Origin of the sequence: Cloacibacterium sp. (genome assembly GCF_047601505.1) — a bacterium.
Taxonomy (GTDB): domain Bacteria; phylum Bacteroidota; class Bacteroidia; order Flavobacteriales; family Weeksellaceae; genus Cloacibacterium.
In genome coordinates this window covers 1,360,901-1,375,150 of the sequence record NZ_JASGJD010000001.1, presented here as the reverse complement: position 1 = coordinate 1,375,150, position 14,250 = coordinate 1,360,901, and the positions used below count along the sequence as shown (strand labels likewise).

Sequence of the window (14,250 nt, the reverse complement as noted above, 5' to 3'; positions counted from 1 at the left end):
CCTTAAATATTCCTGATAAATAATTTGGCAAATACTATAGAGTCTCTCAAAACATTGGTCTGTTTTCAGGCAGACATTCGCCTTTTCGTGATAAGAAGAATACAACTGAAAACAGTTTCTGCAATAAACTCTCGCTTGAAACGGATGGCCCAAATGTCACATTTCCCATCCAAGATTAAAGGTTTTGCCTGATGTACTTTTCCCTGAGCGATGAAACTTACAAAAGGTGCTGAAATCAGTTGTGATTTGAAATCAATAAAATGTTCCAATTGCCCGTATTTTCCAATCAAAAGCTCTTCAAAATCGTGATTGTGAGGTTCGTTTTCAGTTTTGCTGATTTTTTCCGATTCCGCAATATCTATTTTGAACATTTTAAAGATTTCATTCATAACAAAGCAATTAAAAAAGTTATTATTTTTATATCACCTTTAATACAACCTGCTCGTTAGCTCTGCCACTTTTTTCATATTCAAAGAGTTGTATTTTTAAAAGGAAAACAAAACATCTAAAATAGCAACTACTGTTTTTCTTAGTTGTAAAGTTGAAATTTTATCAGCAACATATGACAATAAAAAACTCCACAAAAAAATCTGCAAAAGATATCCGCAAAAACACCAGAAGGTATTTTCTCGTGTAACAAAAGATTTTAATCTCTCTTATTCTTCGGTAAACTCTGAAATCAGTTTTAAAGGAGATTCATTCTTTAGTGAAAATTCAAAGATATAAAATTTAAATTGCTTATAATCGAGTATTTGAGAACGTAAAAGACGGTTTTCCTAAAAGTAAACTTTTTCCCCTGTTTTAGAGAAAGAAATTAAGCTCAAATATCCGGTTTTGACGATTTACAGATAAAGCACACGTATTTCATCAAGTTGTGGGTTAAACTTGCCATTCGTTTTTGATGCATCTTGTGTTTACTCATATTCGTGAAGTTGTACAATGTTCCAACTACAGGTTTTATCATTTTACTCTAAACACTGACAATTCTCTTGGTGAATTTTACATTTAGAATGACTTTTGATATATGTAGTAATAATGTTCTTTGAGGATGATGTTATTGCCAATAAAAAAAGACATTCAAAATGCTTTATTATTCATATGTTGAAGCAATTTTATTAAAACGAAAAAGGAGGAGTTATCATTTTAAAGAATTTTAGACAAGATTTTTATTTAGAATTTTTACTTGAAGAAAATTTGTAGGCTTTGGGAGTCATTCCTGTTTTCTTTTTAAATAATCTTATAAAATATGACGGATCATTGAAGCCTAATGAATAAGCAACATCTGAGACATTAATTTTATCATTCAATAAAAGAATTTTAGCCATAGAAATAATTTCATATTGAATGATTGAAAGAGGAGTATCATTAGAAATTGTCTTACACAATCGATTTAGGTGTGATAATGATACACCCAATTTTTTTGCGTAAAATTCTATTGGTTGGAAAGGTGAAATTTGAGTTTTCACCATCTCCAAAAATTGTCGAAAATAATCCAACTCTGAAGAATTTTTTGATAAATGAAAGTCATTAGCTTTCTCTTTCAAAGAAGCAATACTTAACAATAAACTAGCTAATTTAACATGTATATAAATATCTTTGAAAGAATCTCTTTCTTCGTAAAACTCTGCTTCCAGTTCTAAAAGTGTTTCTATAATACTAATCGCATCTTTATCTTTTGAACATTCTCTTGAAAGTAAAATTGGAAAAGCAATTGACTTTTCAATTATTGGAAACTCTTTAAAAAAAGAATAAGTATAATAATTAGAGAATGAAATAATGTCACCATCTACATTTGGACTAAAGGAAAACCCATGTATGTAATTTGGAGGAATATAAATTAAAAAAGGGGCTTCTAATTTATATTTATGGGCATTAAGATGAATCTCTGCAGTTCCTCCTTTAACAAAAAATATTTGATATAAATAACTATGGAAATGGGGTTCAACCTGCCATCCAAAATTTATACATCTTGTTTTAACCTGTTCAACTAGAAAATATTTCTCACGTACAGAAGTTTCTTCTCTGTACAAACCCGGAAAATTAGAAATATGTAGACTTTGTTCCATCTAGCAAAAGTACACAATATTAGAATAAACTATTTTTTACATAATTTATTTTAACACGATTTTAATTAAATCATGAACTAAATCATAATAAAAGAATTGTCCTATTTTTTGGATGATTTCTCCTATTCCTAACGTTAAATCAATTATACTTTTGTGCCATAAAAATATCATAGTTATGAGTCAATCAATAAAAGTAAATGATCTAAGAAGTGCCTTAGAATTACTAAAAAAAATTCCTCAACAATATCATGAAACTGATATTGAAATTAATCCAGATGCAGATTTGGCAGGTGTTTACAAATTAATTGGTGCAAGCGGAACAGTACAAAGACCAACAAGAAAAGGACCAGCAATGATTTTTAATAATGTTAAAGGTTATCCTGGCTCAAGAGTTTTAGTAGGAATGTTAGCCGACAGAAAAAGAGTGGCAGCAATGCTTGAATCACCAAGTGAAGAATTAGGTAAATATATGGGTAATGCTGTAAAAAATAATATACAGCCAATTGTTGTAGACTCTAGTAAAGCAATGTGTCAAGAAGTTGTTTATAAAGCAACAGATCCTAATTTTGATATTAGAAAAATACTTCCAGCACCAAGAAATACTCCTATAGATGCAGGTCCATATTTTTGTGAAGGTTTGTTATTAGGGTCTGATCCTGAAACAGGGCACGCAGATGTTACCATTCATAGGATTTGCGTACAAGGAAAAGATGAACTATCAATCTATTTTGTACCAGGGCGCCATATTGACCAATTTAGGTTAAAAGCTGAAAAAGAAGGAAAACCTCTTCCTGTAACAATTAATATGGGACTAGACCCAGCTATTTTAATTGGTTCTTGTTTCGAGGCTCCAACTACACCATTTGGATTTGATGAATTAAGTATTGCTGGTGGGCTTCGTAATGAAGCTGTAGAATTAGTAAATGCACTTACAATAAATCAGAAATCAATTGCAAAAGCTGAAATTGTAATTGAAGGTGAATTATTACCAAATGTACGTTGTGTAGAAGACCAAAATACTAACACTGGTCACGCAATGCCAGAGTTTCCTGGGTATAATGGACCTGCAAATCAAAGTCTTCCCATTTTTAAAGTAACAGCAATTACAACCCGTAAAAACCCTATTTTACAAACTCTAGTTGGGCCTGGAGAAGAGCATACTAGCTTAGCTGGAATTCCAACTGAAGCGAGTATTTTTAATGCTGTAGAAGCTGCTTTGCCTGGATTGCTTAAAAATGTTTATGCACATACAGCAGGAGGAGGTAAATATTTAGCAATTTTACAAGTACAGAAAAAAATACCAGCAGACCAAGGGAGAGAAAGACAAGCAGCCTTAATAGCATTTGCAGCATATTCTGAACTAAAACAAATCATTATAGTTGATGAGGACGTAGACCCATTTGATAGTGACGATGTTTTTTGGGCAATGACAACTAGATATCAAGGTGATATAAGTACAGTATTTATTCCGGGGGTTCGTTGTCATCCTTTGGATCCATCTCAAAGTCCAGATTTTGATTATAAAATTTCTGCAAAAGGAATAACAACAAAAACAATCTTTGATTGTTCAGTTCCATTTCATTTGAAAGAACATTTCGTGAGAGCTCAATTTAAAAAAATGGATGCAACACCATACATGCCTGAATGGATGAAAAATGAACTCTGATTTATATAAAAAATATCATAGTAATGTGTAGTGTTATACTACACATTATTTAAAATGTAATCTCAAGATTAAATATATCCATTTTTTTAAAAAAGATTAGACATGCAAAAAGATAAAATTATCATTGGAATAAGTGGCGCAACAGGTTTACAATATGGAGTAAAAGCTTTACACTTACTAAAAAGTCAAAACATAGAAACCCATCTGGTCATGAGTAAAGCTACAGAACTTGTTCGAAATTATGAAACTGATTATACTCGTGAAGAGATATTTGATCTTGCAGATTATGTCTATCCTATACAAGATATTGGTGCAGCAATTTCTAGTGGTTCATTTAAAACGAAAGGTATGCTTATAGCGCCTTGCTCAGTAAAAACAATGTCCGAAATAGCAACGGGTATTACTAGTTCATTGCTGTCGAGATCAGCTGATGTTATTTTAAAAGAACGAAGAAGATTAGTTTTAATGTTTCGAGAAACACCTTTGCATCTAGGACATATACAAACCATGGAACGTGTTACACAGATGGGAGCCATCATTATGCCTCCGGTTCCTGCATTTTATACTAAGCCTGTTACATTGGACGATATTGTTACACATTCAGTAGCTCGTGCATTGGATTTATTTGATATTGACATCAATATTACCCGTTGGGATAGAGATTACATCGAGAGTCTTAAAAATTAAATTTGTTTATAATATAAAAAATACTAAAAATGCCTACAGGTCCTTTAATAGACGTATTTGCCACTCTTTTTGGTGGAATACTTGGAGCTTTTCTTGGAAATAAAATTCCAGAACGAGTTCGTAAAGCTTTACCCTTAACTTTTGGAGCTGCATCAATGGCGATGGGAATTTTCACCATTATCAAGATGCATACTCTACCACCAGTAATTCTATCTTTAATTTTGGGTAGTATTATTGGAGAGCTTTTGATGATTGAAAAAGGTATTGGAAACCTCGCTAATAAAATGAGAGTCCCAATTCAGAAAATGTTTCCGGTAAAAAATGCAGCAGATGAAGATAAATTTTTAGAACAGTTTGTGAGTGTATTAGTGCTCTTTAGCGCTAGTGGAACTGGAATATTTGGAGCTTTAAATGAAGGAATTACTTACAATCCAACAATTCTTATTTCTAAAGGGTTTCTAGATTTCTTTACAGCCGCTATTTTTGCAACTGCTCTGGGAATGATTGTTGCTACAACTGTTATTCCTCAAGCTATTGTATTATTTGGTTTATTCTTTCTTGCTAAAATAGTTATGCCTTATACAACTCCAGAACTTATAGCAGATTTTTCTGCTTGTGGCGGAATTATAATGTTCGTAACTGGGTTGCGTATATGTGGTATAAAATCATTTCCTATAGCTAATTTACTGCCTGCACTTGTTTTAGTAATGTTTATTTCACATTATTGGGGAATAATTTTTTAGTAAAATTATTAAACTTTTATAAGCCTTATTAAAAAGAATATAAACTAAATTCATTATAAGGCTAATTATATCTAAAAGACTTATATATGAAAAGTACTTTAAAGATTTTATGTGCTTATATTGTAATAATTTTTACATCTTGTAATATATTGTATGCACAAACAACTTCTTTTTCAAGCAAGAATAAAATATTCTTTGAACCTAAATTTAAAGTTCTTTCTTATGATGAGGATTATAGTGAGCTTGCAGATTCTACTCTAAGAAGCAATATTTACACTAAATTGAAATATATTCCTTTATATAAAAATGGATATTTAACTTTTGGTGGAGAAGCTAGACTAAGAATGGAAATCAGGAATCATCTTAACTATGGGAATCCGTTAGAAGATAGAGGTCCAGATTTTCAACAAAGAAGTAGACTTTGGGCAGATTATCACATTGCCAAAAATATTAGAGCATATATAGAACTACAATCTAGTACATCTTATGGACTTGAAGTTCAAGCTTCTCCTTTAGATAAAGATCAATTAGAGGTTCATCAAGCTTTCATTGATGCTATTCATAGATTTAAGGATAACAGCTCACTAATATTCAGATTAGGACGCCAAGAAATTGTTATTGCAAAGTCAAGATTATTTGATAATAGAAATGCACCAAATTTACGTCACTCTGTAGATGCTGCCAGACTAACATATACTCAAAAAGATTGGCTGGTAGAAGCTTTTGGCGGGTTAAGTCAAAGTGATAAAATTGGTTATTTTAACGATGGATGGGATAAAAACTTTACTTTCTTTACTTCCCATTTAGTCAAGAAAAATATAATTAATTCTATTGGACTTAATGCAGAGTTTTTATATATACACAGCAATAGAAAAAAGGCTCCTACGCCTGTATTCTATGGTACACGAAATACTTTTTCCGTACGTTTATTTGGGAAAAAAGGCAGTTGGGACTATGATGTAGAAGGAGTTTATCAACTGGGAAAAGGCATTAATAATACCGATATTAATGCGTGGTTTATAGCCTCAGAAAGTAATTTTACCTTTCCCATAAAGATGAAGCCTTATTTAGGATATAAGTTAGATATTGGCTCTGGAGATAAAAATCCTGATGATAATAAGAATAACTCCTATGATTTTCTTTGGTCCAAAGGAATTAGCTTTGCCTCTGATTTGAGCTATACAAACTTAATGAGTTTTGGTCCTGCGGCAGGATTTAATATTACTCCAAAAATTAGATTAGACTTTTGGGCACAATGGCTTTGGAGAAATTCACTTAAAGATGGATTATATAAAATGTCTGACACTTTTCAAAGAGTTCCTTCATATGGAAATTCTCGTTTTATTGGCTTTAGAAATTTGTTGAAAATAGAATATCAAGTAAATTCTTTTATAATGTTTGGAACCTATTTCAACCAAACATATAAAGGATCTTATTTAAAAGAAAACGAATATAATAAAAATCTCTTTTATGGATTGTTTTACACCAATATTCGATTTTAAAATTATTAAGCTATAGTTAATCCATATAATTATATCCTTTGTCACTTTAAAAAACTTTTTTTAAAGTGGCTTTTGTATTTTTTTATTCATAAATTTATTTATTATTATGAAAAATCTAATCTCACAAAAAATTGTTAATTTTTTAAATTTACAAACTTGTGTTAATATTTGTACTGTAAATGAAAATAACCTACCTTATTGTTTTACTTGTTACTTTGTATTTGATGAAGAAAAAAAATGTTTATACTATAAGTCAAATATAAATACTAAGCACTCCGAATTGATATTAAAAAATAATGCCTGTGCAGGTACTATATTGGAAGATCAATTGAATAAAATGTTTCTAAAAGGAATTCAATTTCAAGGGAGTATAAATAAGACTTCAAATAAAAATTTATCAGCATTCAAAAAGTATCACAAAAAATACCCAATGGCTTTAGCTATTCCAGGAGAAATTTGGGTTGTAAATTTAGAAATAATTAAATTTACGGATAATTCTATGGGATTTGGTCATAAAACGCATTGGTCTGCTCTTTAGCAGTAAATATTTATAGCATTGTTAATTAAATTAAGAACTTGTCTTCAGCTAAGAAAAAACAATAATTTAGTTAATATTTTTACATAATGCACAACGGGTTAGAATTACTGTAAACAATAAAATTAACAAATAAAGGGTGTCCATTTTATTTTATTTAGTAAAATATTATACTGCTAATATATGAAGAAATAAAATTATAATGTTCGTCAAATGTTCGTCAAAAAATAAAAAAGCATTTACAAAAATTATGTAAATGCTTGATAATCAACGTGGCCCCACTTGGGCTCGAACCAAGGACTTGCTGATTATGAGTCAGCTACTCTAACCAACTGAGTTATAGGGCCTAAAACTCAGGGAATAAATTCCTTTTATTTTATTGGTGTGCAAATGTAACACTTTTTCTTAATATTCAAAAAAAAATTACAACTTTTCTTGACATAATTCTACCAATACTCCATTTGTTGACTTGGGATGCAAGAAAACTACCAGCTTATTGTCGGCACCATCTTTTGGGACTTCTGAGATAAAAACAAAGCCTTCTGCTTTCAATCTTGTGATTTCTGCAAAAATATCATCTACTGCAAATGCAATATGATGAATACCTTCGCCTTTTTTTTCTATAAATTTTGCAATAGGACTTTCTTCATTAGTGGCTTCTAAAAGTTCTATTTTACTATCGCCTACCATAAAGAAAGAAGTTTTAACACCTTCTCTCTCTACAGATTCTTGTTTGTAAGGCTCGGTTCCTATTAACTTAGCAAATAAATGGTCTGAAGTTTCCAGGTTTTTAATGGCAATGCCAAGGTGTTCTATTTTATTGAGCATATTATGTGATTTTTTAGTTGAGTTAAGGTTATTTCAAATTTACAAAAAAGTGTGTAAATTACCGAATGTTTTGCGTGAGGGAGAAGCGCATTGTTGGAGCTCTCCCGAAAAAAAACTGACAGGGTTTGCGGTTTGGCTTTTTTTTTCGGGAAGCGACTGCGCGAATACCGACCCCGAAAAGTTTTTCGGGGGAATGAGTTTTGGTAAAACTTTTCGGGGGCACGCCTAACAAAATAAAAAATACTAAATTTGCAACATGAATGAAAGTAACAGACAACGAAAAGTAGCACAGATAATACAAGAAGATTTTGCAGAACTTTTTAGAAAACAGTCTTCGGATAGCAAACAAAGCTTTCTGGTATCTGTTTCTGATGTAAAAGTATCTGCAGATTTAGGAATTGCAAAAATTTATTTGAGTATTTTCCCACAAGAATTTAGAAAACCTATTATGAAGGAAATAGAAGAAAATAAAGCTTTCTATAGAAATTATATGGGACAAAAAATGGGGAAACAAGTTCGTATTATTCCTGAAATTAATTTTTATCTGGATACTTCTTTAGACGATGTAGAAAGAATAGAAAAAGAACTGAAAGGAGAAGGAGATAACCCTATTCTTTAAAAAATGGCTTTAGGGAACACTTCTTTTTACATTGCTAGGAGATATCTTATTGCCAAAAAAGGCAGTCAGGCAGTAAGTTTTATTACTGGCTTAGCTGCTTTTGCAATGATGGTAGCTGTAGCTGCTATGTTTATTATTATTTCTGTGTTTTCGGGGTTAGAAGACCTCAACAAAGAGTTTATATCTAATCTTCATGCAGACCTTACTATTTCTAGCGTAAAAGGAAAAAACATCCCAACCCTTAGCAAAATCATCAATATTTTAAAAAATGAAAAAGAGATTAATCATTTTTCTAAAATTATTGAAGAAAAAGTATATATTGATTATAAAAACACTGGTGAAATAGCGTATCTAAGAGGCGTAGATTCGGCTTACACCAAAGTGAATCCTATTGATAAAAACATCTATTACGGCAGTTATCCTTCATTTAAATATGTAAACGAAGTAGCCATGGAAGTTCAGCTAAAAAGCAGACTTTCTATTCCCGTTTCTAGCGATACAGACATTGCAACTCTCTTTATGCCAAAACCTGGAAAAGGGATTATAAGCAAAGAGGAAGATATATTCAATAAAAAAGAAATCTATGTTTCTGGTATTTTCCCTGGTAATGAACAGCTAGACAATTACATTATTGCGCCATTAGAGCTTTCCGAAGAATTATTGAATTTGCCCAAAAATTCGGCTTATCAAATTGTTATTCAATTGAAAAATCCGGCAAATGCAGAAATAGTAAAAGAAGATTTGTACAAAAAAATGGGCAATAGCATCATCATTAAAACTAAAGCGGAAGAAAATGCGGCTTTCTGGAAGATGATTAATATGGAAAAACTAATGATTTACCTAATTTTTGCATTGGTGATTTTCATTACTACTTTTAATCTAGCAGGTGCTATAACAATACTTCAACTAGACAAAAAAGAACAAGCCAGAGCTTTAGTATCTATAGGATTTACAATAAAAGGCTTAAGAAAAATTTATTTTAACACTGGATTATTAATTGTGATTTTTGGCGTTTTATCTGGTTTAATATTGGGCAGTATTATCTGTTTTATACAATTACAAACGGGCATCTTCAAAGCTACAGAAGCATTACCTTTCCCCGTGAGGATAATCCCGCTTAACTATCTTGTTGTTTCTTTAACTAGTTTGTTCTTTGGAGTATGCATTTCATGGGTATTTTCTAGAATTAACAAAAAATTATTCTTAGAAAAATAATTGGTGTGAATTTTTTCATAACTTCGCTTTCCTCTTTTTTAAGACTAACATAATGAAGAAATTACTACTTTTTGGGCTAATTACCATTAGCTCTCTAATGCTGGCGCAAATCCCTACTGGCTATTACGATGGTACTTCTGGACTTACGGGCGCTGCTCTCAAAACAAAATTAAGCCAAATAATTACAAATGGGCATTCGGATATGGGATATGGCAGTGGAACCGGAGGCTTATGGACCGCATATTTCACAACAGATGTGGATAATTACTATGAAAAAGATGGTACCGTTTTAGACATGTATTCTGAAAATCCAAATCCAAGTATCAATGGAGCAGTAAATGATTCGTACGAATATAAATTAGGCCAAGTCTCTGCAGGAGGAAATCAATGTGGAAACGGGAAGAATTATGAAAACAGTTGCTATAATAGAGAACACTCTCTTCCAAAAAGTTTTTTTGGAGGAATAAACGCGACACCAATGGCTAATGATGCACATTTTGTTATCCCAACAGACTACTACGTTAATAACAAAAGAGGGAATATGTTATATGGTGAAACAAACTCTCCTATTCAAACTTTTACTAATGGCTCTAAAATTGGAATAAGTAGTTTTCCTGGATATAGCGGAACTGTCTTTGAACCAATTGATGAATTTAAAGGAGATTTAGCAAGAATGTGGCTTTATTTCGTAACAAGGTACGAAGCAAAACTTGTAGATTTCTATAATCTTAATATCTCTGGTTCTCCATTTGATGGAAGTACTTACAATGGATATCAACAATGGATTATAAATATGCTATTAAAATGGTCTAAAAACGACCCTGTATCTCAAAGAGAAATTGACAGAAATAATGCTGTTTATAATTTTCAAGGAAATAGAAATCCTTTTATAGACCATCCAGAATTCATAGAGGAGATATGGACATCTACTCTATCTACTACAAATATTAACAATTTAGTGACATGGAGCTTATATCCAAACCCTGTAAAAAATAAAGTATTATTTTTTACAGGAAAAGAACTTCAAAAAATAAAAAAAATAGAAATTTATAATATTAGCGGAAAATTAATATCCACCTATGAAACCCCATTCTTTAAAGAAAATTTTATACAACTTAACAATATAGACAAAGGGGTGTATATTCTAAAGATAGAAAATACTTCTCAAAAATTTATTGTAGAATAATAAGCTAAATTTATTGATTTTATCTTTTGAAGAGGTTGTATCAAAAGCACTCTCTATAGAACTCATGCCTAACAACTTTATTATCAAAGCGTTAATTCACCTTTAGATACAGTTTCTTCACTGCCTTTAATTTAACATAAAATTAAAAATACTTTATCTCAATATGACAAAATTGATTTAAATTAGAGGTGTTAAAAAAAATCAATTTTATGAAGACAAAAAATTACTTCTTGATTTTATTCTTAGGAATAAATTCACTCTTTTTTGCGCAAATTCCTACGGGTTATTATGATTCTGCTAGTGGCTTAACTGGCGCAGCGCTCAAATCAAAATTAGCAACTATTATTACCAATGGACACACCGACAAAGGTTATGCGGGATTGTGGACAGGTTACAAAACTACTGACATCGACAAAAACTACGAAAATGATGGCAGTATTTTAGACATGTACTCCGAAAATCCTTCGGGAACAGACCCTTATAAATTTACCGTTACAACAGACCAATGTGGCACTTATTCTGTAGAAGGAGATTGTTATAACAGAGAGCACGTTATTCCACAAAGTTTATTCAATCAAGCTTCTCCTATGGTTTCCGATATTAATTTTATTAGAGCCACTGATGGAAAAGTTAACGGAATGAGAAGTAACTATCCTTACGGAAAAGTAGGAACCGCTACATTTACCTCTCAAAACGGTAGTAAATTAGGAAATTCTGTTTCTTCGGGCTACACGGGAACTGTTTTTGAACCCATAGATGCCTTCAAAGGAGATATTGCCAGAATGATTTTTTATTTTGTAACAAGATACGAATCTAAATTATCAACCTTCACATCTGGAAACATTTTAGGAACTTCTACTTTCCCTGGATTACAAACTTGGGAATTAGATGTACTTTTAGCTTGGCATAATGCAGACCCTGTTTCTCAAGCCGAAATAAACAGAAATAACGCATCGTACACATTTCAAGGAAATAGAAATCCTTTTATAGACCACCCAGAATATGTTGCTTCAATTTGGGGAGGAAGTTCTTCTACAGACACTACAGTTCCTTCTACTCCGACAAGTTTAGCTTCTAGCAATATAACTTCTACTTCTGCTACTATTTCTTGGACGGCTTCTACCGACAATGTAGGTGTTACAGGTTATAAAATTTTAAATAATGGAACTCAAGTGGGAACTACAACCTCTACATCATATAGTTTAACCGGTTTAACTGCTGGCACAACTTATTCTGTAACTGTTCAAGCTTACGATGCTGCAGGAAACACATCTGCTAGTTCGTCTGCTCTTTCTGTAACTACCACTTCAGCTTCTGACACTACAGCTCCAAGTACTCCAACAAGTTTAGCTTCTAGCAGCATCACTCAAACTTCTGCTACTGTTTCTTGGACGGCTTCTACCGACAATGTAGGCGTTACAGGTTATAAAATTTTCAATAACGGAACTCAAGTGGGAACTTCTGCCTCTACATCTTATAGTTTAACCGGTTTAACTGCTGGCACAACTTATTCTGTAACAGTTCAAGCTTACGATGCTGCAGGAAACACATCTGCTAGTTCGTCTGCTCTCTCTGTAACTACTACTTCAGCTTCAACTTTTACAGAACTATATTTTTCAGAATATTTAGAAGGTAGTAGCAACAACAAAGCAGTAGAAATAAGCAATAGAACTTCTTCTTCTATAGCACTTTCTACCTATTCAATAAAAAAACAAGTAAATGGTTCTACTACATGGACTGCTGTAGCAACACTTTCTGGTACATTAGCAGCCAACTCCACTTACGTAATTGCCCACAGTTCTTATGCACTTACCTGCCCTGGAACTATTAATTTAAAAACTTCTAGTTTAGATTTTAATGGAAATGACACTGTTGGTTTATTCAAAAACGGAACTTTAATTGATATTATCGGAACATCTGGTTCATCCGCAAACTTTGCCTTAGACACTACATTAAGAAGAAATGTTTCCAAACCAAGAACTACTTATTTAGCATCAGAATGGACATCTTATTCTGTAGATACTTGTACCAATATTGGCACTGTAAACCCTACAGGAACAGCAAGAATGGCACCTTCAACCACAGAAGAAAATATTAGCATATATCCTAATCCTGTTAAAAACAACGAAATTTTCTTCAAAGGTTCTAATCTTCAAAACATTGAAACAGTTAAAGTTTATGATTTGAATGGAAAAATGATTCAAGCCATTAATGCTCCTTTCAAAAAAGGAAACAAAGTAAATTTAAAATCATTACCAAAAGGAGTTTATTGGATTATCTATGGTACAAAAAGCGAAAAATTAATTATAGAATAATCACAATCAACAATAAAAACACACAAGGCTGGGAAATATTTCCGGCCTTTTTTATTACCTTTGATGTATGGAAACATCTGCTAAATTTGGTTTAATAGGAAAAAAAATTTCCTATTCTTTTTCTAAGAAATATTTTGAACAAAAATTTCAAAAATTATTATTAAACAACCATTCATATAATATTATAGACCTCGAAAATTTAGATAACATCAAAAATATTTTTGAAACAGAACATCTAAAAGGTCTCAACGTAACCATTCCTTACAAAGAAAAAATAATTCCTTTTATTGACGAATTAAGTGATGAAGCCAAAGAAATTGGCGCCATTAATTGTATTTCTATAGAAAACGGAAAGACAAAAGGTTACAATACCGATGCTTTTGGATTTGAAAAAACGCTTTTACTCCACAAAAAAGAAAACCAAAAAACAGCAATTATTTTAGGAAATGGAGGCGCAGCAAAAGCGGTACAATATGTCTTGAAGAAAAACCAAATTCCATACATTACAGTTTCTAGAACTACTGAAATTAATTATGAAAATCTTTCGGAAAATTTAGTCAAAGAGAATCTCATCATTATTCAATGCACACCAGTTGGCACTTTCCCGAATATTGAAGAATCTGTATCATTTCCTTTTGATGGAATTACAGAAAATCATTTGATTATAGATTTAATTTACAACCCAGAATACACCAAATTTATTAGAAATTGCGCCGAAAAAGGAGCAAAAACAGCTAACGGATTGTACATGCTAGAACAACAAGCCGAAAAAGCTTGGGAAATCTGGAACTCCTAAGGTTAAAAGTTAGAGATTAGACGTTAAATGTAAAAAAATTAAAATTTTAACTTTCAACTTCTGAATTTTGATATTTAACTTTTAACTTACAA

13 protein-coding genes and 1 tRNA gene are annotated in these 14,250 nt (G+C 31.7%); 10 read left to right on the top strand and 4 right to left on the bottom strand.

Annotation, left to right across the window (positions count from 1 at the left end; genetic code table 11):
* Nucleotides 1–65 precede the first annotated feature (65 nt).
* Entirely contained in the window at nt 66–389 is a 324-nt protein-coding gene (locus QM746_RS06495; RefSeq protein WP_414983474.1) for a hypothetical protein, read from the bottom strand.
* A 777-nt stretch (nt 390–1,166) separates the two neighbouring features.
* Nucleotides 1,167–2,066: a helix-turn-helix domain-containing protein gene (locus QM746_RS06490; RefSeq protein ID WP_414983473.1), complete on the bottom strand. Its 900-nt coding sequence runs from the start codon at nt 2,064–2,066 to the stop codon at nt 1,167–1,169.
* A gap of 175 nt (nt 2,067–2,241) precedes the next feature.
* Between QM746_RS06490 and QM746_RS06485 the strand changes: the two genes are divergently transcribed.
* The 5 genes from QM746_RS06485 (at nt 2,242) to QM746_RS06465 (ending at nt 7,202) form a co-directional block, all read left to right on the top strand.
* Nucleotides 2,242–3,732: a UbiD family decarboxylase gene (locus QM746_RS06485; RefSeq protein WP_414983472.1), complete on the top strand. Its 1,491-nt coding sequence runs from the start codon at nt 2,242–2,244 to the stop codon at nt 3,730–3,732.
* Nucleotides 3,733–3,834: 102 nt separating this feature from the next.
* The gene (locus tag QM746_RS06480; RefSeq protein ID WP_414983471.1) at nt 3,835–4,419 is read left to right on the top strand and encodes a UbiX family flavin prenyltransferase; all 585 of its coding nucleotides are present in this window, start codon (nt 3,835–3,837) and stop codon (nt 4,417–4,419) included.
* 29 nt (nt 4,420–4,448) lie between these two features.
* The gene (locus tag QM746_RS06475; RefSeq protein ID WP_414983470.1) at nt 4,449–5,162 is read left to right on the top strand and encodes a DUF554 domain-containing protein; all 714 of its coding nucleotides are present in this window, start codon (nt 4,449–4,451) and stop codon (nt 5,160–5,162) included.
* A gap of 149 nt (nt 5,163–5,311) precedes the next feature.
* Nucleotides 5,312–6,664, top strand: coding sequence for an alginate export family protein (locus QM746_RS06470; protein WP_414983469.1), 1,353 nt, complete (start codon nt 5,312–5,314; stop codon nt 6,662–6,664).
* A gap of 106 nt (nt 6,665–6,770) precedes the next feature.
* On the top strand, nt 6,771–7,202 hold the full coding sequence (locus tag QM746_RS06465) for a pyridoxamine 5'-phosphate oxidase family protein (protein ID WP_414983468.1): 432 nt from the start codon (nt 6,771–6,773) through the stop codon (nt 7,200–7,202).
* Between the two features lie 270 nt (nt 7,203–7,472).
* Here QM746_RS06465 and QM746_RS06460 read toward each other — a convergent pair.
* Nucleotides 7,473–7,546, bottom strand: a tRNA-Ile gene (locus QM746_RS06460).
* 76 nt (nt 7,547–7,622) lie between these two features.
* The gene (gene mce, locus QM746_RS06455; RefSeq protein WP_414983467.1) at nt 7,623–8,027 is read right to left on the bottom strand and encodes a methylmalonyl-CoA epimerase; all 405 of its coding nucleotides are present in this window, start codon (nt 8,025–8,027) and stop codon (nt 7,623–7,625) included.
* A 256-nt stretch (nt 8,028–8,283) separates the two neighbouring features.
* Here mce and rbfA point away from each other — a divergent pair, with 256 nt between their 5' ends.
* The 5 genes from rbfA (at nt 8,284) to QM746_RS06430 (ending at nt 14,158) form a co-directional block, all read left to right on the top strand.
* Nucleotides 8,284–8,646 (top strand): 30S ribosome-binding factor RbfA, encoded by a 363-nt coding sequence (gene rbfA, locus QM746_RS06450; RefSeq protein WP_374363047.1) that lies wholly within the window; start codon nt 8,284–8,286, stop codon nt 8,644–8,646.
* 3 nt (nt 8,647–8,649) lie between these two features.
* Nucleotides 8,650–9,861: an ABC transporter permease gene (locus QM746_RS06445; protein ID WP_414983466.1), complete on the top strand. Its 1,212-nt coding sequence runs from the start codon at nt 8,650–8,652 to the stop codon at nt 9,859–9,861.
* A 52-nt stretch (nt 9,862–9,913) separates the two neighbouring features.
* Nucleotides 9,914–11,047 carry an endonuclease gene (locus tag QM746_RS06440; RefSeq protein ID WP_414983465.1) on the top strand — a complete coding sequence of 378 codons (1,134 nt, stop codon included), beginning with the start codon at nt 9,914–9,916 and terminating at the stop codon, nt 11,045–11,047.
* 209 nt (nt 11,048–11,256) lie between these two features.
* Nucleotides 11,257–13,362, top strand: coding sequence for an endonuclease (locus QM746_RS06435; protein WP_414983464.1), 2,106 nt, complete (start codon nt 11,257–11,259; stop codon nt 13,360–13,362).
* A 67-nt stretch (nt 13,363–13,429) separates the two neighbouring features.
* Nucleotides 13,430–14,158 carry a shikimate dehydrogenase family protein gene (locus QM746_RS06430; RefSeq protein ID WP_414983463.1) on the top strand — a complete coding sequence of 243 codons (729 nt, stop codon included), beginning with the start codon at nt 13,430–13,432 and terminating at the stop codon, nt 14,156–14,158.
* Nucleotides 14,159–14,250: the final 92 nt, after the last annotated feature.